Annotated in this window: 21 protein-coding genes; 12 read left to right on the top strand and 9 right to left on the bottom strand. The window is 74.0% G+C overall.

Annotated features, from left to right (window positions below):
• The first annotated feature begins 44 nt into the window (after positions 1–44).
• Positions 45–1,283 (top strand): FAD-dependent monooxygenase, encoded by a 1,239-nt coding sequence (locus tag ACFV6E_RS38155; RefSeq protein WP_385468048.1) that lies wholly within the window; start codon positions 45–47, stop codon positions 1,281–1,283.
• Between the two features lie 50 nt (positions 1,284–1,333).
• Positions 1,334–1,984, top strand: coding sequence for an ankyrin repeat domain-containing protein (locus ACFV6E_RS38150; protein WP_385167967.1), 651 nt, complete (start codon positions 1,334–1,336; stop codon positions 1,982–1,984).
• Positions 1,985–2,066: 82 nt separating this feature from the next.
• Here the strand turns inward: ACFV6E_RS38150 and ACFV6E_RS38145 are convergent, their stop codons facing one another.
• Entirely contained in the window at positions 2,067–2,597 is a 531-nt protein-coding gene (locus tag ACFV6E_RS38145; RefSeq protein ID WP_385167969.1) for a MarR family winged helix-turn-helix transcriptional regulator, read from the bottom strand.
• Between the two features lie 141 nt (positions 2,598–2,738).
• On the opposite strand from ACFV6E_RS38145, the gene ACFV6E_RS38140 reads away from it, so the two are divergent.
• A complete protein-coding gene (locus ACFV6E_RS38140) occupies positions 2,739–3,278 on the top strand; it encodes a phenolic acid decarboxylase (RefSeq protein WP_385167971.1) in 540 nt (179 codons plus the stop codon).
• Positions 3,279–3,330: 52 nt separating this feature from the next.
• Positions 3,331–3,804 (top strand): DUF3237 domain-containing protein, encoded by a 474-nt coding sequence (locus ACFV6E_RS38135; protein WP_385167973.1) that lies wholly within the window; start codon positions 3,331–3,333, stop codon positions 3,802–3,804.
• A 57-nt stretch (positions 3,805–3,861) separates the two neighbouring features.
• Here the strand turns inward: ACFV6E_RS38135 and ACFV6E_RS38130 are convergent, their stop codons facing one another.
• Complete coding sequence (locus tag ACFV6E_RS38130) at positions 3,862–4,629, bottom strand: alpha/beta hydrolase family protein (RefSeq protein WP_385468045.1); 768 nt, start codon at positions 4,627–4,629, stop codon at positions 3,862–3,864.
• Entirely contained in the window at positions 4,626–5,756 is a 1,131-nt protein-coding gene (locus ACFV6E_RS38125; RefSeq protein WP_385468043.1) for an FAD-dependent oxidoreductase, read from the bottom strand. Before ACFV6E_RS38125 ends, ACFV6E_RS38130 begins: the two co-directional genes overlap by 4 nt.
• 147 nt (positions 5,757–5,903) lie before the next feature.
• Between ACFV6E_RS38125 and ACFV6E_RS38120 the strand changes: the two genes are divergently transcribed.
• Positions 5,904–6,521: a TetR/AcrR family transcriptional regulator gene (locus tag ACFV6E_RS38120; RefSeq protein WP_385468040.1), complete on the top strand. Its 618-nt coding sequence runs from the start codon at positions 5,904–5,906 to the stop codon at positions 6,519–6,521.
• A gap of 14 nt (positions 6,522–6,535) precedes the next feature.
• On the opposite strand, the gene ACFV6E_RS38115 is transcribed toward ACFV6E_RS38120, so the two are convergent.
• Complete coding sequence (locus ACFV6E_RS38115) at positions 6,536–7,510, bottom strand: DMT family transporter (RefSeq protein ID WP_385167980.1); 975 nt, start codon at positions 7,508–7,510, stop codon at positions 6,536–6,538.
• A 73-nt stretch (positions 7,511–7,583) separates the two neighbouring features.
• Between ACFV6E_RS38115 and ACFV6E_RS38110 the strand changes: the two genes are divergently transcribed.
• Entirely contained in the window at positions 7,584–8,081 is a 498-nt protein-coding gene (locus tag ACFV6E_RS38110; RefSeq protein ID WP_385167981.1) for an Lrp/AsnC family transcriptional regulator, read from the top strand.
• 57 nt (positions 8,082–8,138) lie between these two features.
• Here the strand turns inward: ACFV6E_RS38110 and ACFV6E_RS38105 are convergent, their stop codons facing one another.
• From ACFV6E_RS38105 to ACFV6E_RS38095, 3 genes are all read right to left on the bottom strand, one after another.
• Positions 8,139–9,284: an RNA polymerase sigma factor gene (locus ACFV6E_RS38105; protein WP_385468078.1), complete on the bottom strand. Its 1,146-nt coding sequence runs from the start codon at positions 9,282–9,284 to the stop codon at positions 8,139–8,141.
• A gap of 8 nt (positions 9,285–9,292) precedes the next feature.
• On the bottom strand, positions 9,293–9,700 hold the full coding sequence (locus ACFV6E_RS38100; RefSeq protein ID WP_385468037.1) for a YciI family protein: 408 nt from the start codon (positions 9,698–9,700) through the stop codon (positions 9,293–9,295).
• A 450-nt stretch (positions 9,701–10,150) separates the two neighbouring features.
• On the bottom strand, positions 10,151–10,696 hold the full coding sequence (locus tag ACFV6E_RS38095) for a helix-turn-helix domain-containing protein (protein ID WP_385468034.1): 546 nt from the start codon (positions 10,694–10,696) through the stop codon (positions 10,151–10,153).
• A gap of 139 nt (positions 10,697–10,835) precedes the next feature.
• On the opposite strand from ACFV6E_RS38095, the gene ACFV6E_RS38090 reads away from it, so the two are divergent.
• The gene (locus tag ACFV6E_RS38090) at positions 10,836–11,819 is read left to right on the top strand and encodes an alpha/beta hydrolase (RefSeq protein WP_385468031.1); all 984 of its coding nucleotides are present in this window, start codon (positions 10,836–10,838) and stop codon (positions 11,817–11,819) included.
• Positions 11,820–11,896: 77 nt separating this feature from the next.
• Positions 11,897–12,763 carry a CPBP family intramembrane glutamic endopeptidase gene (locus ACFV6E_RS38085; RefSeq protein ID WP_385468028.1) on the top strand — a complete coding sequence of 289 codons (867 nt, stop codon included), beginning with the start codon at positions 11,897–11,899 and terminating at the stop codon, positions 12,761–12,763.
• A 51-nt stretch (positions 12,764–12,814) separates the two neighbouring features.
• Here the strand turns inward: ACFV6E_RS38085 and ACFV6E_RS38080 are convergent, their stop codons facing one another.
• Positions 12,815–14,146, bottom strand: coding sequence for an MFS transporter (locus tag ACFV6E_RS38080; protein WP_385468026.1), 1,332 nt, complete (start codon positions 14,144–14,146; stop codon positions 12,815–12,817).
• Positions 14,147–14,223: 77 nt separating this feature from the next.
• Between ACFV6E_RS38080 and ACFV6E_RS38075 the strand changes: the two genes are divergently transcribed.
• The 3 genes from ACFV6E_RS38075 (at position 14,224) to ACFV6E_RS38065 (ending at position 17,487) form a co-directional block, all read left to right on the top strand.
• Positions 14,224–15,213 carry a DUF5937 family protein gene (locus ACFV6E_RS38075; protein WP_385468023.1) on the top strand — a complete coding sequence of 330 codons (990 nt, stop codon included), beginning with the start codon at positions 14,224–14,226 and terminating at the stop codon, positions 15,211–15,213.
• 795 nt (positions 15,214–16,008) lie between these two features.
• On the top strand, positions 16,009–16,740 hold the full coding sequence (locus ACFV6E_RS38070; RefSeq protein WP_385176752.1) for an ANTAR domain-containing protein: 732 nt from the start codon (positions 16,009–16,011) through the stop codon (positions 16,738–16,740).
• Between the two features lie 48 nt (positions 16,741–16,788).
• The gene (locus ACFV6E_RS38065; RefSeq protein WP_385176755.1) at positions 16,789–17,487 is read left to right on the top strand and encodes an ANTAR domain-containing protein; all 699 of its coding nucleotides are present in this window, start codon (positions 16,789–16,791) and stop codon (positions 17,485–17,487) included.
• Positions 17,488–17,530: 43 nt separating this feature from the next.
• On the opposite strand, the gene ACFV6E_RS38060 is transcribed toward ACFV6E_RS38065, so the two are convergent.
• Positions 17,531–18,952 carry an MFS transporter gene (locus ACFV6E_RS38060; RefSeq protein WP_385468020.1) on the bottom strand — a complete coding sequence of 474 codons (1,422 nt, stop codon included), beginning with the start codon at positions 18,950–18,952 and terminating at the stop codon, positions 17,531–17,533.
• Between the two features lie 75 nt (positions 18,953–19,027).
• Here ACFV6E_RS38060 and ACFV6E_RS38055 point away from each other — a divergent pair, with 75 nt between their 5' ends.
• The gene (locus ACFV6E_RS38055) at positions 19,028–19,597 is read left to right on the top strand and encodes a TetR/AcrR family transcriptional regulator (RefSeq protein ID WP_385176761.1); all 570 of its coding nucleotides are present in this window, start codon (positions 19,028–19,030) and stop codon (positions 19,595–19,597) included.
• Positions 19,598–19,638: the final 41 nt, after the last annotated feature.

Here is a 19,638-nt window from a genome sequence, read left to right as displayed (position 1 = left end):
TCTAATGCGAGACATTCGCATTAGTGGTGAGTGAGGGGACCGGTATGTCGAAAGGTCAGCCGAAGGTTTTGGTGGTCGGCGGCGGGATAGCGGGGGACGCCCTGGCGGTCATGCTCGGCCGGGCCGGCTGGGAGGTCACCGTCGCGGAGATCGCGCCCGGCCTGCGCACCGGCGGGCAGACCGTCGACCTGCGCGGCGACAGCCGCGACGTCCTCGTACGGCTCGGGCTGCTCGAGCAGGCCCTCGACCGGCTCGTGCCGCAGCGCGGGGCCGCCTGGGTCGACCGCACCGGCCGCCGCCTCGCCACCATGCCGGTCGAGGCGTTCGACGGGAACGGCTACGTCTCCAAGGAGGAACTGCTGCGCGCCGACCTCGCCCGCGTCCTGCACGACGCGGCGGCCGGCGCCCGTGTCACCCACCGCTTCGGCGAGACCGCCGAGGAGCTGACGGACACCCCGACCGGCGTACGCGTACGCTTCCGGACCGCGCCGCCCGAGGAGTTCGGCCTCGTCGTCGGGGCCGACGGCGCCCACTCGCGGGTCAGGCGGCTGCGCTTCGGCCCCGAGGAGTCCTACCGCCGCCCGCTCGGCCTGGCCCACGCCTGGTTCACGCTCACCGAGACGGCGGACACCCCCGCGCTCGACGGCTGGTTCCTCACCCACAACGCGCCCGGCCGGCGGACCGCCGAGGCGCGGCCCGGACACCCGGGCACCCAGGAGGTCGGACTCACCTTCGCCGCCACCGGGCTGCCCGCCCGGCAGGACCGCGCCGCCCAATTCACCCTGCTCGACGAGGTGTTCGCGGACATGGGCTGGCGCACCCGCGAATTCCTCGCCGCCGCGCGCACCGCACCCGACTTCGCCCTCGACACCTACGACCAGATCCAGGTGCCGAAGTGGCACGCGGGCCGGGTGGTCCTGCTCGGCGACAGCGCGTGGTGCGCCAGCCCGCTGAGCGGACTGGGTACGGCGCTCGCGCTCCGCGGCGCCGCACAACTGGCCGACGCCCTCGAATCGGCCGCCGTACGGGACCATCCCGACCGGCTGCCCGGCGCCCTCACGGCGTTCGAGGAGTCGATGCGGCCCCGCGTCCGCGCGGCGCAGAAGCTGTTCCCCGGCCGGGTACGCCAGGCGGCCCCGCGCACGGAGCGCGGCATCCGCGTCAACGCCTGGCTGATCCGGCGACTTCAGTCCGGGCCCGTGCAGAAGGCCGCCACCCGGATGGCGGCCCGGCACGGCCAGGACCCTTCCCGGCCCGACCGGCGCACTTCGCACGCCGCCTGAGAACGCGGGCGGGGCCAGGAGCGACCGCTCCGCTTCTGTAGCGTGGCCGGGTGATCGACATCGAATGGGACGGCCTCACCGAGCGCGAGCGCTACAACGACTGGTATCTGAAGGAGCGCGACCGGCTCGCGGACGCGGCCAGGGACGCCGACTTCAACCGCCTGTTCGAGGAGTTGGCGCAGCATCCGAGGCGGGTCAATCCGGCCCGGCCCGGAAGCCGCAGCGGTTTCACCGCGCTGCACCAGGCGGCCTGGCACGGCGCCGGGATCGCCGTCGTCTCCCGGCTGCTCGCGCACGGCGCCTGGCGCACGCACCGCACCCGGGACGGGCGGCGGCCCGTGGATATCGCGCGGGAACGGGGACACGCGCATCTGCTGGAGCTCCTGGAACCGGTCGCGGTCCGGCAACTCCCCGCACCCGCCGACCGGTTGGAGCACCACTTCCACGCGCTGCTGCGGGAGACGACCGGCAGCTGCTTCGACGAGATCGAGCACCGGCTGCCGCCGCTGGTCCCGCTGACGGAGGGCCCGGCCGTACGGATCGACTTCCGGGTGGTCGGCATGATGGGCGGCTTCCTCTACCGCCTGGAGGAGGGCCTCGTGCACGTCCACGCCCGGTCGCGGGCGGACTACGACGACGGGGACCGCTACTGGGTGACCCCCGAGAGCTGGACGAAGATCGAACGGAAGCGGGTGCCGTAGCCGGGGCGCGCTGTTCCTTGCGGGGGCTGCCCGTGCTGCCTCGCCGCGTCCGGGTGGGGCGCGCGGCTGCCGCGCCCCACGGTCACGGCCGTGGCGTGTCGCCGCCCCTGGCGCCGCCGTCCGCCGCCTCCAGTGCGGTGACCAGCCGGTCCAGGGCGGGCAGCGCCCGGTCCAGTGCCGTCCGGTCGGCGTCGGGCAGTTCCTCGACGACCCGGACGAGAGCCGCGGTACTGGCCCGGTCGTAACGCTCCAGAAGCTTCAGGGCCTCGTCCGACGCGGTCAGGACGACGGTGCGCTGGTCGTGCTCGGGCCGGACCCGTTCCACCAGACGTGCGGCGGACATCGTACGGACCAGGTTGCTCACGGTGGACGGCGCGACCCGCAGTCGCGCGGCCGCGGCCCCGGGGGAGAGGCCGTCCGGCTCCGAGGACAGCGCCCGCAACAGCTCGATCTGCGCCTCGGGCAGGTCCGGCAGTCCCTCGGCGTTCCGGGTGGCGCGCAGGACGGCGCGCCGCAGGGGTCCGAGGAGTCCGCCCAGCCCGGCGGCCACCCGCGCCGCTCCCGGCAGCCCTTTGCCGCCCTTACCGCCCACTGCTGTGTCCGTGTCGCGCATGCCTCCATTGTGGACCCGCGGGCCTAGAGTTTTGTTACAAACATATTTTGTGGCACAGTGAAATGCGGGAGCGGGCGAACCGGGCCGGCCTGAACCGCACGCCGGCGGGCCGCCGCTCCGCGCACAGCAAGGAGAACCACCATGGCCATCGGGCACGACACCCCGACCACCGTCGAGAACCCCGTCCCGCCGCAGGAGCTGTCCGGCATCACCGGGCACCGGTTCATCTACACGTACGCCAACGGCTGGCAGTACGAGATGTACGTCAAGAACGCCACGACCATCGACTACCGCATCCACACGGGCATGGTCGGCGGCCGGTGGGTGAAGGACCAGGCGGTCGACCTGGTGCGGCTGGCCGAGGACGTCTACAAGATCTCCTGGAACGAGCCGACCGGGACCTCGGTCGTCGTCAATGTGCTGCCCGGCCGCCGGGTCCTGCACGGCACCATCTTCTTCCCGCAGTGGATCGAGCAGGACGGCTCCAAGACGGTGCTGTACCAGAACGACCACCTGGACGAGATGCGCGCCTACCGGGACGCAGGCCCGACCTATCCGATCTACGTCGTCCCGGAGTTCGCGCGCATCACGCTGTTCGAGGAGGTCGGCGAGGACGACGAGAGCGTGGTCGCGGTGGGCCCCGAGGACCTTCCCGAGGGCTTCGCCGCCCGCGTCAACTGAGGCTCCAGGACCGCGAAGGACCTGACAGGAACCCGGAAAGGACGGCGACGACATGGCAGCGACGGCCCCCAGGACACCGCCCCTCACCTTCTTCGCCCATCTGTCGGTGCGCGTCGACGCGCCGTACGACCTCGGCGCGGCGCCCGACGGCCACCGCCGGCTGGTGCCGCTGACCGGCGGCAGCTTCACGGGCCCCGAGGCACGCGGCGTCGTCCTGCCCGGCGGGGCGGACAACCAGGTCCTGCGCACCGCCACCCTGACCGAACTCGACGCCCGGTACGCCCTGGAGACGGACCGGGGCGAGCGGATCGCGGTGCACAACAGCGGCATCCGCTCCGGGAGCCCCGAGGACATCGCGGCCCTCGTCCGGGGCGAGGAGGTGGCGCCGGAACGGATCTACTTCCGCAGCTTCCCGCGCCTGACCACCGCCGCCCCCGCGCTGGCCTGGCTCAACGAACGCCTCTTCGTCGCGACGGGCGAACGCAGACCGGACAGTGTGGAACTGGACGTCTTCCTGCTCGGCTGACGTCTTCCCGCTCGGCCGGCCACCGCCCGCGCCCGCCCGGACGGACGCGCGCGGGGGTCAGCCGAGCGCGTCGGCGAGGAACGCGGCCGTCGCGGCCCGGACGAACGGCTGGTCGAAGCGCGGATCGTCGTGGCCCGCGCCGGCCACGGTCATCAGCGTCGACTCGCTCCCGGCCCGGGACAGCCGCTGGTGCGGCGCCTCCGCGTCGGCGAGGCCGGTGATGCGGTCCCGGTCGCCGTGGACGATGAGGCTCGGCCGTGCCCCCTGCCCGGCGTGCCGGAGCGGACTGGCGGCCGCGGCGCGCTCGGGACAGTCCCCGCCGGGGCCGCCGAGGTAGGCGGTCTCGATCGGATCGCCGAGCAGGAACGCCTCCATCGGGCTCCTGGACGCCGAGGCGTACAGATCGGTCGGCCCGCAGTAGTGCACGAACGCCTTGAACAGGTCCGGTCGCCGGAGCGCGGCCGGCGTGGCGAGCGACGCGCCGGCGGACGAGCCCCGGACCCCGACGGCTTCCGGACCGACGCCGAAGCGGTCCGCCGCCGAGCGCAGATGCGCGCCGGCCGCGATGACGTCCTCCACGGGCGCCGGGTAGGAGTGCTCCGGTGCGAGGCGGTAGTCCAGCGTGGCGACGACGAAACCGGCGCCGACGAGCGGCAGCACCCGCTTGTCCACGTCCGTCGTACGGTCGCCGCGTCCCCAGCCGCCGCCGTGTACGTACAGGACGGCCGGGAGCCGTTCGGCATGGGCCGGGCGGTGCACGTCGAGCAGGAGAGCGGTGCCGTCGGGACGGCTGACCGCCCGGTCGGCGCAGTGCGTGTGAGTCACTTGGGCCGTTCCTCCGGCATCGTCACGGACAGCAGGTGTGCGGCGCCGCCTTCGAGCAGCCTGGCCGTCTCGGCCGAGCGCGGCAGCATCGTCTTCTCGTAGGTGCGGACGGCGTCGCCGACGGTGGGGGAGCCGGCGAGCGCGAGGGCGAGTTCGCAGGCGTCGAGCATGGCGAGGTTGACACCGACGCCCAGCGGCGGCATGAGATGCGCGGCGTCGCCCAGCAGCGTCACGCTGGGGGAGTGGTCCCAGGTGTGCGGCACCGGCAGGGCGAAGAGGGGGCGGTCGACGTAGGCGCCGTCGTTGTCGCTGATCAGCTTGAGCAACCGGGGTGACCAGGACGCGTATTCGCGCAGCAGGTGCGCGCGGATGCCCTCGGTGTCCTCGGGGCGCAGCCCGCTCGCCGTCATCCAGTCCGCGGCGACGTGCCGGATGAGGTAGACGCGCATGTGGCCGCCGCCGTTCCGCTGCGCGAAGAGGGCGCGCTCGCCGTCGGCGGCGTGGGCGCTGCCCTCCCCGACCAGCTCGCAGAGCTCGGGGTGCGCGTGCTCCATGTCGTCGAACCACGCTTCGAGGAAGCCGAACCCGGTGTACTGCGGGGTCGCGGCCGACACGGCGGGGCGGACCCGGGAGAAGGCGCCGTCGGCACCGATCACGAGGTCCGTCCCGGCCGTCGTACCGTCGGTGAACGTCAGCGTGCGCGGCCCGTCGGCGGGACCGCCGACCGACGCGAGCGTGTGCCCCCACCGGACCGTTCCCGGGGCGAGCGAGCGCAGCAGCAGCTCGCGGAGGTGTCCGCGGTCGATCTCGGGGCGGGCCATCTCGCCCTCGTCCGGCAGATGGTGGGAGAGCAGGCGCCCCGCCGGGTCAAGTCCGCGCATCTCCTGCCCCTCCGGCCTGGCGAGCGCGGAGAACTCCTCCAGCAGCCCGGCTTCGCGCAGGGCGAGCTGGCCGTCCTCCTCGTGCAGGTCGAGCGAGCCGCCCTGGTCACGGGAGGCGGCGTCCGGGTCGCGGTCGTACACGGTCACCGGTATGCCGTGCCGCTGGAGGATGCGGGCGCAGGTGAGGCCGCCCGGACCGGCGCCGATGACGCTGATCCGTGCGCTGGTGGGGGTGGGGGAGGTCAAGGGTGGGTTCCTTTCGTCGGGGGCGGCGGGGTGCCGTGCCTGCCGCATGAGCAGCGCGGCGCCGCACCCACAGCAAAGCAGAAACGAGTCAGAAAGTGCAATGAGTCAAGTTTCTGCTTCATTCCAGTGCTGGGGTACAGTGGGGCCATGCCCGACACACCGACCGTCGGCCGGCGCGAGCGCAAGAAGGCCGCGACCAGGCAAGCCATCGCCGACGCAGCCCTGGAGCTGTTCCTGGAGCACGGTTTCGACCGGGTGAGCGTCCGTGACGTCGCCGAACGGGCCGACGTGTCGACGACGACCCTCTTCGCGCACTTCCCGGGCAAGGAGGCGCTGGTCTTCGACCGCGAGGAGGCCGTCGAGGCGCAGCTGATCGCCGCCGTGCGCGAACGGCCCGCGGGACAGGACGTGGTCGAGGCGCTGCGCGCCCACGCGCTGGGATGCTGGGTGCCGATGGCGTCGGATCCGCGGCTGCGGCGGTTCACCGAGCTGGTGGACGGAACGCCCGCGCTGCGCGAGTACGCGGAGCGCATGTGGCTGCGGCACGCGGACGCCCTCGGCGCCGCCGTAGCGGAGGCGCTCGGCCGGGACGTGGACGACGTGGCCTGCGCCGCGCTCGCCCGCTTCGTCCTGGAGATCCCGACCCTGGCCAGGGGGCGGCGGAATCCGGCCGCGGCCGTGGAGGCCGTGTTCGACCTGCTGACCGACGGCTGGCGGTCGCAGGAGGGACCGGGTGGCGCGACCGCGGGCGCGGATCGGGGCTGAGGCGCTCCGGGACCCTAGCCGCGCGACACCGGCGACGGCTCGCTCGGTGGTACGGCGGGCTGTTCGTCCCTCGGCGCGGCGGTTTGTTCGTCTCTTGGCACGGTGGGCGGTGACGGCAGGCAGGCCGCGGCGAGTCCGGCGAACATCAGCAGGCTGCCCATGACGGCGGTCGCGGTCAGGTGCTCGTGCAGGACGAACACGCCGAGCACGGACGCCGCGAGGGGTTCGGCGAGGCTGAGGGTGCCCACGACGGTCGCGCTGGTGGAGGCGATGCCGACGGAGAACAGCCAGTACGGCAGGGCGGTGGTGGCCAGCCCGAGCCAGGCGACGAGGCCGAGCGTGGCGGGCTGCCCGAGCGCGGCGGAGTCCGTGGCCGTCCACGGCAGCAGCGGAACGGCGCCGAGCAGCAGGGACAGGGCGGACACCGTCGGCAGATGAACCTCCGGATGGTCGGTGGCCAGCCGCTTCGCGTACACGGTGTACAGCGCGTAGCAGACGCCCGAGGCGGTGGCGGCCAGCAGGCCGATCGCGTCGACGCCGTTCCCGGTGGGCGCCGTCAGCAGGGCGCAGCCGGTCACCGCGGCGGCGGTCGCCGCCGCCCAGGTCGGGGTGAGGCGTTCGCCCGCCACCACCCGGGCGACCAGACCGGTGGCGACGGGCGCGGTGCCGAGCGCGACGACGGTGGCCGGCGCTGGACCGGTGCGGGCCGTGGAGTAGAGGAAGGCCGCCTGGTAGACGCCGGTGGCGGCGGCGCAGACGAGCAGGGGCCCGGCCAGCCCGCGCCGCAGCGCCGGGAGCAGGGCGGGCAGGTGGCGCAGGGCGGGCGCCGCGAGCACCACGCCGCCGACGAGCAGCCGCCAGCCGCCGAGGGCAGCGGGGTTCACGGGGGTGCCGGCCAGGGCCTGCGCGGGTCCGACGGTGCCCCACAGCAGCGCCGCCCCGAGGACCAGCCCGGCGCCGCTGGAGAAACCGTGCTTCTGTTGCCTCATGGCGCCACAGGCTAGGCAGTGGTGCGCTTCGATTCGATGGGCAGCGCACGTCGTACGGTGAGGAGAGGTAATCGTGGAACTTGATGCGGTGGACAGGGTTCTGCTGCGGGAGCTGCAGAACGATGCACGGCAGACCAACCGGGAGCTCGCCGCGAAGACCGGCGTCTCACCCTCGACATCGCTGGAACGGGTGCGGATCCTGCGCGAGCGCGGCCTGATCACCGGCTGGCACGCCGTACTGGACCTGGAGGCGGCGGGCCGCCCGGTGCAGGCGCTGATCTCGGTACGGATCCGGCCCCCGGCCCGGCCGGTCATCGAGGGGTTCCGGGAGTGGGCGCAGCAACTGCCGGAAGTCGTCGCCATGTTCGTCACCTCCGGCGCCTACGACTTCCTCCTGCACATCGCGGTGCCGGACGTGAACGGCGTCTACGCCTTCGTCATCGACCGCCTCACCGAACGGCGGGAGGTGGCCGACGTACAGACGACGATGGCGTACGAGCATGTGCAGTCGCGCGTCATCGAACCGGCCCCCGCGCCCGAGGAGATCCGGCCCGTCCGGCGGCGCCGGTGAACCGGGCCCGTCCGACGCGCCGGTGAACCGGGGCGGGCGCCGGGCTCCCGGGGTCCGTCACTGCCTCCGACGGGTGTTGAGCCGGGCGGCCTGGCGCGTCAGGTGGTCGCGTTCGCCGAGATGGGTCGCCTTGTGGGCCGCCTCGGCGTACAGCCGGGCCGCCGTCGCCAGGTCGCCGTCGCGCTCGTGGAGGTAGGCCGCGGCGGCGGTGTGGCGGGGCAGCGAGTCGTCCAGTTCCGCCAGCGCCGCGAGTCCGGCGCGCGGTCCGTCGGCCTCGCCGACGGCGACCGCGCGGTTGAGCCGGACGACGGGGCTGTCGGTCAGCCGCAGCAGCTCGTCGTACCACTCGACGATCTGCACCCAGTCGGTCTCCGCCGCCTCGGGCGCGTCCGCGTGGAGGGCGGCGATCGCGGCCTGGGCCTGGAACTCGCCGAGCCGGTCGCGGGCGAGCGCCGCCTGGAGGACGGCGACGCCCTCGGCGATCGCCCGGGTGTCCCACCGGCCCCGGTCCTGTTCGGCGAGCGGCACCAGACCGCCGTCGGGCGCGGTCCTGGCTGCGCGCCGGGCGTGGTGGAGCAGCATGAGGGCGAGCAGCCCCGCCACCTCGGGGTGGTCGATGGCGGCGGCGAGCTGCCGGGTGAGCCGGATGGCCTCGGCGGCCAGGTCGACGTCGCCCGAGTAGCCCTCGTTGAAGACCAGGTACAGCACGCGCAGCACGGTGGCGACGTCGCCGGGCCGGTCGAAACGGACACCCGAGACGGTGCGCTTGGCCCGGCTGATGCGCTGCGCCATGGTCGCCTCGGGCACCAGGTACGCCCGGGCGATCTGGCGGGTGGTGAGCCCGCCGACGGCGCGCAGGGTGAGCGCGACCGCGGAGGCGGAGGTCAGCGACGGGTGGGCGCACAGGAAGTACAGCTGGAGGGTGTCGTCCACGGCGGACGCGGGGCCCGGCGCCGGTTCCTCGTCGACGCGGTCCTCGCGCCTGCGGCGGGCGGTGTCCGACCGGGTCGCGTCGAGGAACTTGCGCCAGGCCACGGTGACCAGCCAGCCCTTCGCATCCCGCGGAGGGTCGTCCGGCCAGACGCGCAGCGCCTCGACGAGGGCGTCCTGCACCGCGTCCTCGGCCGCCGCGAAGCCGGCCCCGCGGCGGACGAGGACGGCGAGCACGCTCGGCGTGAGGCTGCGGAGCAGGAGCGCGTCCATCGGCGGGGTCACTGCGCGACGGCGGGCGGCGCGACGAGGAACGGGCGCAGTTCGAGCCACTCGTGGATCGGCTGCCCGCCCGCGCCGGGGGCGGCCGACAGCTCCCCGGCCAGCTCGACGGCGCGCTCGTGGCTGTCGACGTCGATCACCATCCACCCGGCGATGAGGTCCTTGGTCTCGGCGAACGGGCCGTCGGTGACCGGTGGACGCCCCTCGCCGTCGTACCGGACCCACGTCCCCTCGGGGGCGAGCGCCTGACCGTCGACGAACTCGCCGGTCTTCTCCAGGCGCGCCGCGAAGTCGTGCATGTACTCCATGTGCGCCGAGACCTCCTGCGGCGTCCACTGGTCCATCGGTACGTCGTTGACCGGGGCCGGGGCGCCGCGGTAGTGCTTGAGCAGCAGGTACTTGGCCATCGTGGGTTCTCCTCGGTGCGGGTGCGGCCCATTGTGGCCGCGTACGCACCGGGGACGGAGCCGGTCACGGGTTCTCGACATCACCGGGCCGGCTTTTGTCCGTATCACCGGTCCGGCTGCTTCCGCACGGGACTCAGCGGCCGAGCAGCCGCACCCAGCCGGCGCCGAGCTCTTCGAGCATCTGGTCGCGCGTGAGCTTCCAGTCGGCGCGGCCCCGGTTCCGGTCAGGCCGCGTCCGTCCACCGGCCCAGGAGCATCGGGGGTGGCGACGGTGGCCACCTCCATCCAGCGGTGGTACGAGGACATCTCGACGCCCTCGCAAGGAGGACGACCACTCCCTCCTGGACCTGGCCCACGCCCGGGAAGGGCGGACCCGGTTCGTACGGGACCGTCCGCCGCGCCTGCTCGGCCCATCACGTCCCGCTACCGGCCATGACGTCTCGGTCCCGGCTATGACATCTCGGTCCCGGCCGCTTTGTCGGGGTGGAGGACGAGGCTGATGATGTGGCGGGTGCGGCCGTCGCCCGGCTCGGTACGAGTGTGCCGGGCGACCACGGCCTCGAGTTCTTCGACCAGCGCGGCGAACTCCTCGGCGGTCACCCACACCGCGCCCTGCCGGTACAGGACGCCCTCCTGGGCGGGCTCGGTGTCCTCGCGCGCGAGGTAGCGCTCGAAGTCCGACATCAGGGCGCCGGTGAAGACGGTGAAGGCGTTGCGGTGGTCGTCCTTGGTCATGGTGGTGCGGGCGTCCTCGTCCACGAGCGCCTGCTCCTGGCGGACCCGGTAGCTGCGTTCGACCGTGCCGCGCACGGGCCGTTCGTGGACCACTTCGATGATGTCGGCCTGGGCGAGCGCGGCGACGTGCCGGTACATGCTCGCCGCGGGCACGTCCGGCATGCGGTCGCGCAGCTGCGCGGTGGTCAGCTCCCCGGCGCCGAGCAAGGTGCGCAGGATGCGCAGTCGGACCGGGTGGAGGAGGAGGTTCGCGGTCGGCATGACTTCATGGTCTCACATCTGATAACGTTCTCGAAGTTGAGATCAATGGCGTGCGAAGACCACGCCTCACGACGACCATGACGTATGACGACAACGACGTTCGACGATAGCGACGTTCGACGATAGCGAGAGCAGAGCCTTGCCCGACATCGACATGACGGTCACCACCGACGACGGGATTCCGCTGGCCGGCACCCTGACGCTGCCCGCCGGTCCGGGCCCGCACCCGGCCGTCCTGCTGCTGCACGGCTCCGGCCCCCTGGACCGCGAGGGCAACACCCCGAAACTCCGCGTGAACCTGGCCCGGCCGCTGGCCGACGCCCTCGCGGGCGCCGGAATCGCCACCCTGCGCTACGACCGGCGCGGCGTCGCCGGCACCCCCGGCGACTGGCGGACGACCGGCTTCACCGACAACCGGCGCGATGCCGCCACCGCGCTGCGCGCCCTGGCCGCCCGCTCCGACATCCGCGCCGACGCGCTCGCCGTCGTCGGGCACAGCGAAGGCGCCCTGCACGGCATGGCGCTGGCGGCACGGGAGGACGTACGGGCGGCGGTGCTGCTGGCCGGCTTCGCCCGGGTCGGCGAGGACGCGCTGCGGTGGCAGGCGCGCTCGGTCGCGTCCGGGCTGCCCGCCCCGCTCCGGCTGCTCCGGCGCCCGCTGGGCGCGGCGGGCAACCGTGTCCTCGCCCGGATCAAGAAGACCCGCACCGACATGGCGCGGATCGCGGGTCTTCCCGTCAACGCGCGCTGGATGCGCGAGATGCTCGTCCACGACACCCGGGACGACCTCGCCGCCGTCACCGTGCCCGTCCTGGCGGTCACCGGCGCGAAGGACATCCAGGTGGACCCCGGCGACCTGGACGTCATCCGCCGCCTGGTGCCGGGCGGGGCCGAGATCCACCGCGTACCCGACCTGACCCACCTCCTGCGCCTGGACCCCGGGCACCACGGCATCCGCTCCTACCCCCGCCTGGTACGCACGCCGGTCGACCCCGGCGTCCTGGCCCTGGTCACGCGGTGGCTGGCCGCACGGCTGGGCGCGGACGCGGGCGCCGACGCGAACGTGGACGGCGGGGGAGCGACGGCCGAGGCCGGGAAGCACACCGCCACCCACACCCCCTGACCGCCGGGCGGGCGGCCACTCACCTCTCACTTCCAGATCCACCCAGACATGACACCTCGAACGAAGGTCTATTTGGCATGCCCATGTCCGCTACGCTTACGTCCACTCCTCCCGTCCGGTCCACCACCGGCGGCCACCGCCGCGACCTCACGCTCTTCCTGTCCCTCGCGTTCCTCGTGAGCTGGGCGGCCTGGGCCGCGGCGATCGCCATCGGCGGTTCGGTGATGGACGGCGGACCCGCGTACGGGCCCTACGTCTTCGGGGCGTTCGGCCCGCTGACAGCCGCGCTGGTGGTACGGCTCCGCCGCCGCCGGCGCGGGGAACCCGCTCCCGCGCACGCGGTCCGGACCGGGCGGGGCGCCCTGCTCTGGGCGCCCCTGATGCTGGTGCTGGCGTCGGGCACCGTACTGATCGCCGCGGTCATCGCGCACGCGGGCGGCGGTCCCGCGCCGAGCGCGGCGGTCGCCAAGGACACCGTGGCGGAGTACGGCGGTCTCGCGACGTTCCTGGTCGGCATCCTGGTCTCCGGGCCGCTGTCCGAGGAGCCGGGCTGGCGCGGCACCGCGTACCCGAGGATGCGGGCGACCATGGGCCGGTTCCGGGTCGGCCTGGTGCTGGGCGTCATCTGGGCCGTGTGGCACCTGCCGCTGTTCTTCATCGAGGGCACCGTCCAGAAGGGACTGGGCCTGGCCACCCCGAGCGGTGTGCTCTTCGCCGTCAGCACCATTCCGATGGCCCTGCTCACCGCCTACGCCTACGAGCGCGCCGGCGTGGTCGCCTCCATGGCGGTGCACTTCGCGACCAACCTGACGATGGTGCTGCTGGACGTGCACGCACCCGTGACCCAGGCCATGATCATCGGCATCCAGGGGCTCGCGGCCGTCCTGCTGATGACCACCGCCGCTCCCCGCTCCACCGCGCCCGCCGCGGTTACCCGGAGCTGACGTCGTCGGCGGGTCCGCGTCGGAACACGACCTCGCTCGCCGTGCGACCCCCTATTCCGGCTTTTCCGGCTGCCGCTCCACCGCTCCCGGGTCGGCCGCCCGTCCCGTGCGGCGGACCTCGAGGGCCAGGAGCGCGCAGCACACCGTGCCGACGGCCCCGGCCCCGCCGACCACCGTGGCGACCGGCCACACCTCGGCGGCGGCACCGGCCAGCGCCATGCCGACGCCCTGGATCGTCATCAGCCCCGCAGTGTGCACGGTCATCGCCCGGCCGCGCAGCTCACGGGGCACGGCGTCCACGAACCCGCGGTCCGCCCCCAGGGTGTACGCCTGGGCAAGGCCGGTGACCAGGAGCGCGACCAGCACCAGGACGAGCCCCGGGTCCAGTGGGTAGACCAGCAGCGGCAGCAGGGCACCGGACGCGAGCGGCAGCACGATCCGCGACCGGACGGCGGGCGCCAGGACCGACCCGGCGTACACCTCACCGGCGATCGTGCCGATCGGCATCGCGCACATCAGCAGCCCGACGCCGGTCGTTCCGACGCCGATCTCGTCCGCGTACGCCACCGCCAGCGCCTCCGGGGCGACCACGAACAGGGGCGGCACCCACAGGAGCAGCAGCAGGGCGCGGGTCCTGCGGTCGCCGAGCACCTGGCGGGCGCCCGCGAGCGAGTACCGCATCAGCTGCCCGCCGCCGGCCCGGGCGGGCCTGCGCCGGGTGCCGAAGCGCAGCAACAGCGCCGAGCAGCAGAAGGTGCACACGGTGATCACCAGTGCGCCGCGCGGGGAGACGACGGTGAGCAGCAGACCGCCGAGACCGAACCCGACCAGGACCGCGCTCTGCGAGACGATCCGCAGCAGCGAGCGCCCGAGGACGAAAAGGTCCCCCTCGCCGAGGATGTCGGCGAGCGTGGCTGTCCGGGTCCCGCTGAACACCGGGGACACGGCGGCGATCGCACAGCGCAGGACGAGCAGCGCGGCGACGGGGGTGACGGGCGCCGCCATCACCGCCGCGCACCCGGCGCAGACCAGGTCGCACACCACGAGCACCCGCCGCGCCGGGTACCGGTCGGCGACCCCGGACAGCAGCGTGCCGCCCAGCACGTACGGCAGCATCCCCAGCGCGAAGGTCAGCGCGCTCAGCAGCGGTGAGCCGGTGAGCCCGTACACCAGGACGGTGAGCGCGATCTCGCTGACGACCACGCCCAGCAGGGACAGCGCGTGCGCGGCGAAGACGGCGCGGAACTCGGGGACGGCGAAGACACGGCCGTAACCGGTGGGTTCGGGCGGTACGGCGGGCGGTGCGGACGGTGCGGCGGGCGGTGCGGACGGTGCGGCGGGCGGTGCGGCCGTGTCGCCCACGGGTTCGGTGGTGTCGGGCATGAGCAGCAGCGTGCTGGGCCGGAGCCGTGTCGCATAAAGTTTCGGACAGAGCCGAATCTTCCACCAGGAGGGGGACCATGCCGTCGCGTCTGCACTTCGGGGAGGCCGACTTCCTCAAGTGCCGTTTCGCGCTGTCCCCGTTGTGGGAGACGCAGGAGCTGGTGCGCACGCTCAAGCGGCCCGAGCGGCACGGCTACCACGTACGCCGGCTGCGCCGGATCCGCGGCGCGGCCGCCGCGCTCGACCTGACCCCGCTGTGGCTGCTCATGCCGCGCCGCGGACACAGCCCGGACTGGCTCTGCCCGCCGCCCGGGCAGCCGGCCGCGACCTTCGAGGAGGAGATCGCCGCGGTCCGGGCCGCCGATCCGGACGCCGCCCGCGCGGACACCGCCCGTTCGCTCGCGGACACGCCCGGCGCGCTGGACTCGCCCCGGGGCCGGGTCTGGCTGGCGGATCCGGTACGGATGATCGAGGAGCTGTCCGGTCTGCTGGAGGAGGTCTGGCACACTCTCGTCGAGCCCGACTGGCCCGGGCTGCGCGCCCTGCTCGAGGCGGACATAGCCTTCCACTCCCGGCGGCTCGCCGAGTTGGGCCTCGGCGGGCTGCTGCCGGAGATCAGCAGCCGCTGCGGCTGGCACGCGGGCACGCTGACCGTCGAGTGGCGGGGCGAGCACGAACGGCATCTCGGCGGTCAGGGACTGGTGCTGATGCCGAGCGTCTTCGGCTGGCCGGACGTGATGTGCAGCTACGAGCCGCCCTGGCAGCCCACGCTGGTCTACCCGGCCCGCGGCATCGGCGGTCTGGCGGCCGAGCCCGCGGCGCGCGTGCCCGACGCGCTCGTCCGGCTGCTCGGGCGGGGCCGGGCCGCCGTGCTGACCGCGCTCGACGACCCGGCCACCACGTCCGCCCTCGCCCACCGGCTCGGACTCGCCCCCTCGTCGGTGTCCGCGCAGCTGACGACCCTGCGCGACGCCGGACTGCTCGTCTCGCGACGTTACGGCCATCAAGTCCTGTACGAGCGCACGCCGTTGGGGATCGCCCTGGCCGCGGTCCACGACCAGGGGTGACGCGCCCCGCGTAGCGGCGACGCCCGGGTGCGCCGGGCCGCCGCGGGCCGGAAGCCGTGGAGCCGCACCCGATCGCTGCTACCGGCGCGCTCCTTGCCGACGTCCCCCGTCCTGCCGCACGTCCCCCGTCCTGCCGCACGTCCCCCGTCCTGCCGCACGTCCCCCGTCCTGCCGCACGTGGACCGTCCTGCCGCACGTGGACCGTCCTGCCGCACGCGGACCGGCCGTCGCACGCGGATCGGTCGGCGCAGGCGGGGCGGCCGACGGACGGGGTACGGCGCTCCCGGTGCGCGCGGTCACCACCATCACGGCGAGGCCGAGCGTCACGATCGCGGCGCCCACGTACAGCGGGGCGGTGCAGCCCGGGCCGCGCTGATCACGACACCGCCGAGCCAGGGGCTTAGGGCGTTGCCAAGGGGCAACCGCCGCCGCCGGAGCGCGGGAAGAGGTCCGGCAGCGCGGGAAGAGGTCCGGCAGCGCGGGAAGAGGTCCGGCAGCGCGGGAACAGGCCCGGCAGCGCGGGAAGAGGCCCGGCGGAGCTCGCCCGCCGCTGTCCCGCGGTGCCCTCGCGCAGTAGCGTGGACCCAGCACCGTGAGACCGCCCCGGCTGGGTGGAAGCAGACGCCGTGGTGGCCTTGGACGGGTCGGCTGAGGGGCGAGGAGGACGGCACCGGACCCGTCAGCGGGCGAATCAGTGGTCCATCGCGGACCTCCCTCGTATCCCGCTCCCCAAGCGCGGCCCGGTCCCCGCCGGCTTTGCGAGGCGAGTGCACTGCCCGGATTGGCGGGCCGTCCATGATCACCGAACGTGAGCTCCAGCTGTCGCAGGCGGTGCTCGAACTCGTTCACCGACCGGCCGACTTCGACGTACTGCAACTCCTGCACGACCTCACCGCGCACGCCGCCGCGTTCCTGCCCGTCCGGGGCGTCGGCATCACCGTGCTGGACGAGGACGGCGACATCGCCTACCTCACCGCCTCCGACGAGACCTGCCGCCGCCTGGAACAGGACCAGCTGGACCTGGACGAGGGCCCCTGCCTGGACAGTGCCCGTACCCGCGTCCCACTGCCCGTGACCCTGCTGACCAGCCGCGAGGCCAGTACCCGCTGGCCCCGCTTCACCTCCCGCGCCCTCACCAAGACCATCACGGCGGTCGCCGCGCTGCCCCTGCACACCCCCGACCTGATGTTCGGCGCGCTCAACCTCCTGATGACCAGGGCCCCTTACGCCGACGACCGCGACCTGGCCCTGGCCCGGTTGCTGGCCGACGCCGCCACCATCGCGCTCACCCACCGCCACGAGGTCTCGACCAGGGAGCAAGTGGTGCACCAGTTGCGGACCGCGCTGGACAGCCGGCTCGTCATCGAGCAGGCCAAGGGCGTGCTGTCCGCCCGGCTCGGCCTCTCCATCGACGAAGCCTTCACCCTGCTGCGCGCCCATGCCCGCGCCCACCAGCAGAAACTTACCGCCCTCGCGACCCGCGTGGCCCTCGGAGACATCCCCGACGCACTGCTCCAGGACCTCTGATGTGGCCGCCCGCCACCTGCGGGCACCCGCATCCCCCGGGGGTCCGCCATGCCCGGAAGTGACCTCACCCGGCTGCTGAACAGTCTGCGCCGTGCCGGACGCACCGGCGAGGGGCTGACCGGTTTCTCCGCCTCCGCCATCGCCCCGCGCGTGGGCGCCGACTCGCTGACCCTCACCCTGGTCTCCGCCCGGGGCGCCCTCGAACTGCTGTGGGCCGACCCCGACGACCCGATCGGCCCGCCCCTGGAGGACCTCCAGTACACCCTCGGCGAGGGCCCCACCGTGGACGCCGCCCACGGCGCCGCCCCCGTGACCGTCACCGATCTGCACGACACCCCCCGCTGGCCCGCGCTCATTGAGGCCGTCCCCCGCACCACGGCGGCCCGCGCCGTCGCCGCCGTCCCGCTGCGCCTCGGCGTGATCGCCCCCGCCGTCCTCACCGCCTACCGCACCGCGCCCGACCCCTTCACCCCCGACTGTCTCGCCACCCTCACCGTCCTCGCCCAGACCCTGCTCCGGCCTCTCCTGGACACCCCGGCCGAGCGCCTGCGCCTGCCCACCCCCGGCGCGTACGACCTGCTGCGAGCCGAGGTCCACCAGGCCGCGGGCATGACCTCCGTCCACCTGCACGTCCCCATCGACCAGGCGCTCCTGCGGCTTCGCGCGCACGCCTGGACCCACGACCAGCTCCTGCGCGACGTCGCCCACGCCGTCGTCACCAAAGGGCTCCGGCTCAACGCCGAATGAGCCCCGGCACAAATTCCGTGCCGGGGCCCGGCCCTGCCGTGTGTCAGGACTGCGGGCAGGTCCGCGGCTCGGGGGTGCGGTGGGCGCGGAGCCACTGGGCGAGCAGGGCGAGGGCGGCGAGCGCGGCGACCGTCGCCGCGTAGACGACGGCCGTCTCGTGCAGCCCCGCGTGCGTGGCGGCGGTCCCGGCGATCACCGCCGGCACGCTGAAGGAGAGATACGAGATGACGAAGGCGACGGAGAGCAGTTCGCCGCGTTCGGCGGGGGCGGCGATCCGGGCCAGGGTGGCGAAGCCGGCGAGCGAGGAGCCGCCGAAGCCGACCCCCGCGATCACGGTGCCGAGCGCCGCGGTGACGAGGGAGTGCTCCTCGACCCCGACCAGGGCGACGGCCGTACCGACCAGCAGCAGGCTCGCGCCCAGGGCCAGGGTGCGCGGGGCGGGCCAGCCGCGCAGGGCGAGCGCGGTCACGAAGGCGGGGCCGGTCAGCAGCGTGACCACGAGTCCGCCCACGACATGGCTGGAGAGACCGAACAGACCGGCGGCGACGGAGGGACCGAGCGAGAGGTAGAGACCACCGAGCGCCCAGCTCGCGACGAGGATCGGTACCAGTCCCGCCAGGTCCGCCCTCAGGTGCGGGGCGATCCTGAGGCGGGGGAGCAGCGAACGGGCGGCGCCCGGCCGCCGGAGCGAGGTCTCGGGCAGTGCCAGGAGCACGGCACCGGCGACGACCAGGCCGGCCAGGATCAGCAGGTACACCAGCCGGGTGGGGTGCGGTCCGTACTCGACGAGGACACCGCAGCCCAGGGAACCGAGCCCCAGGCCGAAGGCGGGCGCCGCGCCGGTGACGACGCCGGCGCGGTGCGGCGCGTGGGCCGGGTTGAGGTCGCCGAGCGCCGCGCCGAGGGCGGTCATGGCGGCGCCGGTGGCGATGCCCTGGACCAGCCGAGCGGCCAGCAGCACGGTGACGTCGGGTGCGGTCAGGAACAGGACCATCGACACCGCTTCGAGGGCTGTGGCGAAGAGCAGGACCGGGCGGCGGCCGAGGTGGTCGGAGAGGGCGCCGAGCACCAGCAGGGCCGCGATCATCCCGAGCACGTAGACGGCGAACACCGTGGTGAGGGTGGTGGCGGAGAAGTGCCACTGCTGCTGGTAGACGACGTAGAGCGGGGACGGCGCGCTGGAGGCGGCCATGAAGAGCACGAAGACGGCGGCGAGGGCGGCGAAGGCGGCCGGACGGCCGAGTTCACGCCGACGGCTGCCGTTGCCGATGGCGGGCGGGGCGGTGGGTGCGGATATCCCGGCCGCGGACGACGCGCGGCTCCCGGGCGACGCCGGACCCGCAGCCGGTACGGGACTACTGGGCGCCGTCGGGACGGGACTTCGGCCCGGCGTCGGTACCGGACTTCGGGGCGGCGTCGGGCCGGTGGCCGAGGGCAGGCTTTCGGACAGGGAGGGACCGGGCACGACGGACTCCAAACGCAGTGATCGATGCGTTAAGGACGCTACCACTAACGCAGTGATCAGTGCGATAATTCCTCCATGGTTGACGCCTCAGCTCCAGCACGCCCCGGCGGCCGCTCCGCGAAGGTGCGGGCGGCCGTGCACCGCGCCGTCGCCGAACTCCTCGCGGAGGAGCCCGCCGAGGCGCTGACGATCCCCAACGTCGCGGCTCGCGCCGGTGTCCACGCGACCACCGTCTACCGGCGCTGGGGCTCGGCCGCCCAGCTCCTCAACGACGTGGCCACCAGCCGCTTCAGCGGCGATGTCGTCGTACCCGACTCCGGGTCGCTCGCCGGTGACCTGGAGCGGTGGATGTCGGACGTCGCCACCGACCTCGCCGACCCCGACACCCTCGCCCTGATGCGCGCCACGATCGGCTCCGGGCCCGAGGGCGGCTGCGCCTGCACGGCGGACCGCCGCGAGCAGCTCAGCGCGATGATCGAGCGCGAGCGCTCGCGCGGCGGCGCGACACCCGAGGTGGAGAGCGCCGTCGACTTCCTGCTCGGCCCGCTGTACTACCGCGCCATCTTCGACGCGCAGCCCGCCTCCGGCGACTGGGCCCGCGGACTCGTGACCACGTACCTGGCGGCGAGCCGGGCGCTGAACTGAGCCGGTCGCCGGACGGGCGCCCCGCCCCGGCAGCACCATGC

Origin of the sequence: Streptomyces sp. NPDC059785 (assembly GCF_042732375.1) — a bacterium.
Lineage (GTDB): Bacteria > Actinomycetota > Actinomycetes > Streptomycetales > Streptomycetaceae > Streptomyces.
The sequence above is the reverse complement of the archived record's forward strand: the minus strand, read 5'-3'. Positions and strand labels throughout refer to the sequence as shown.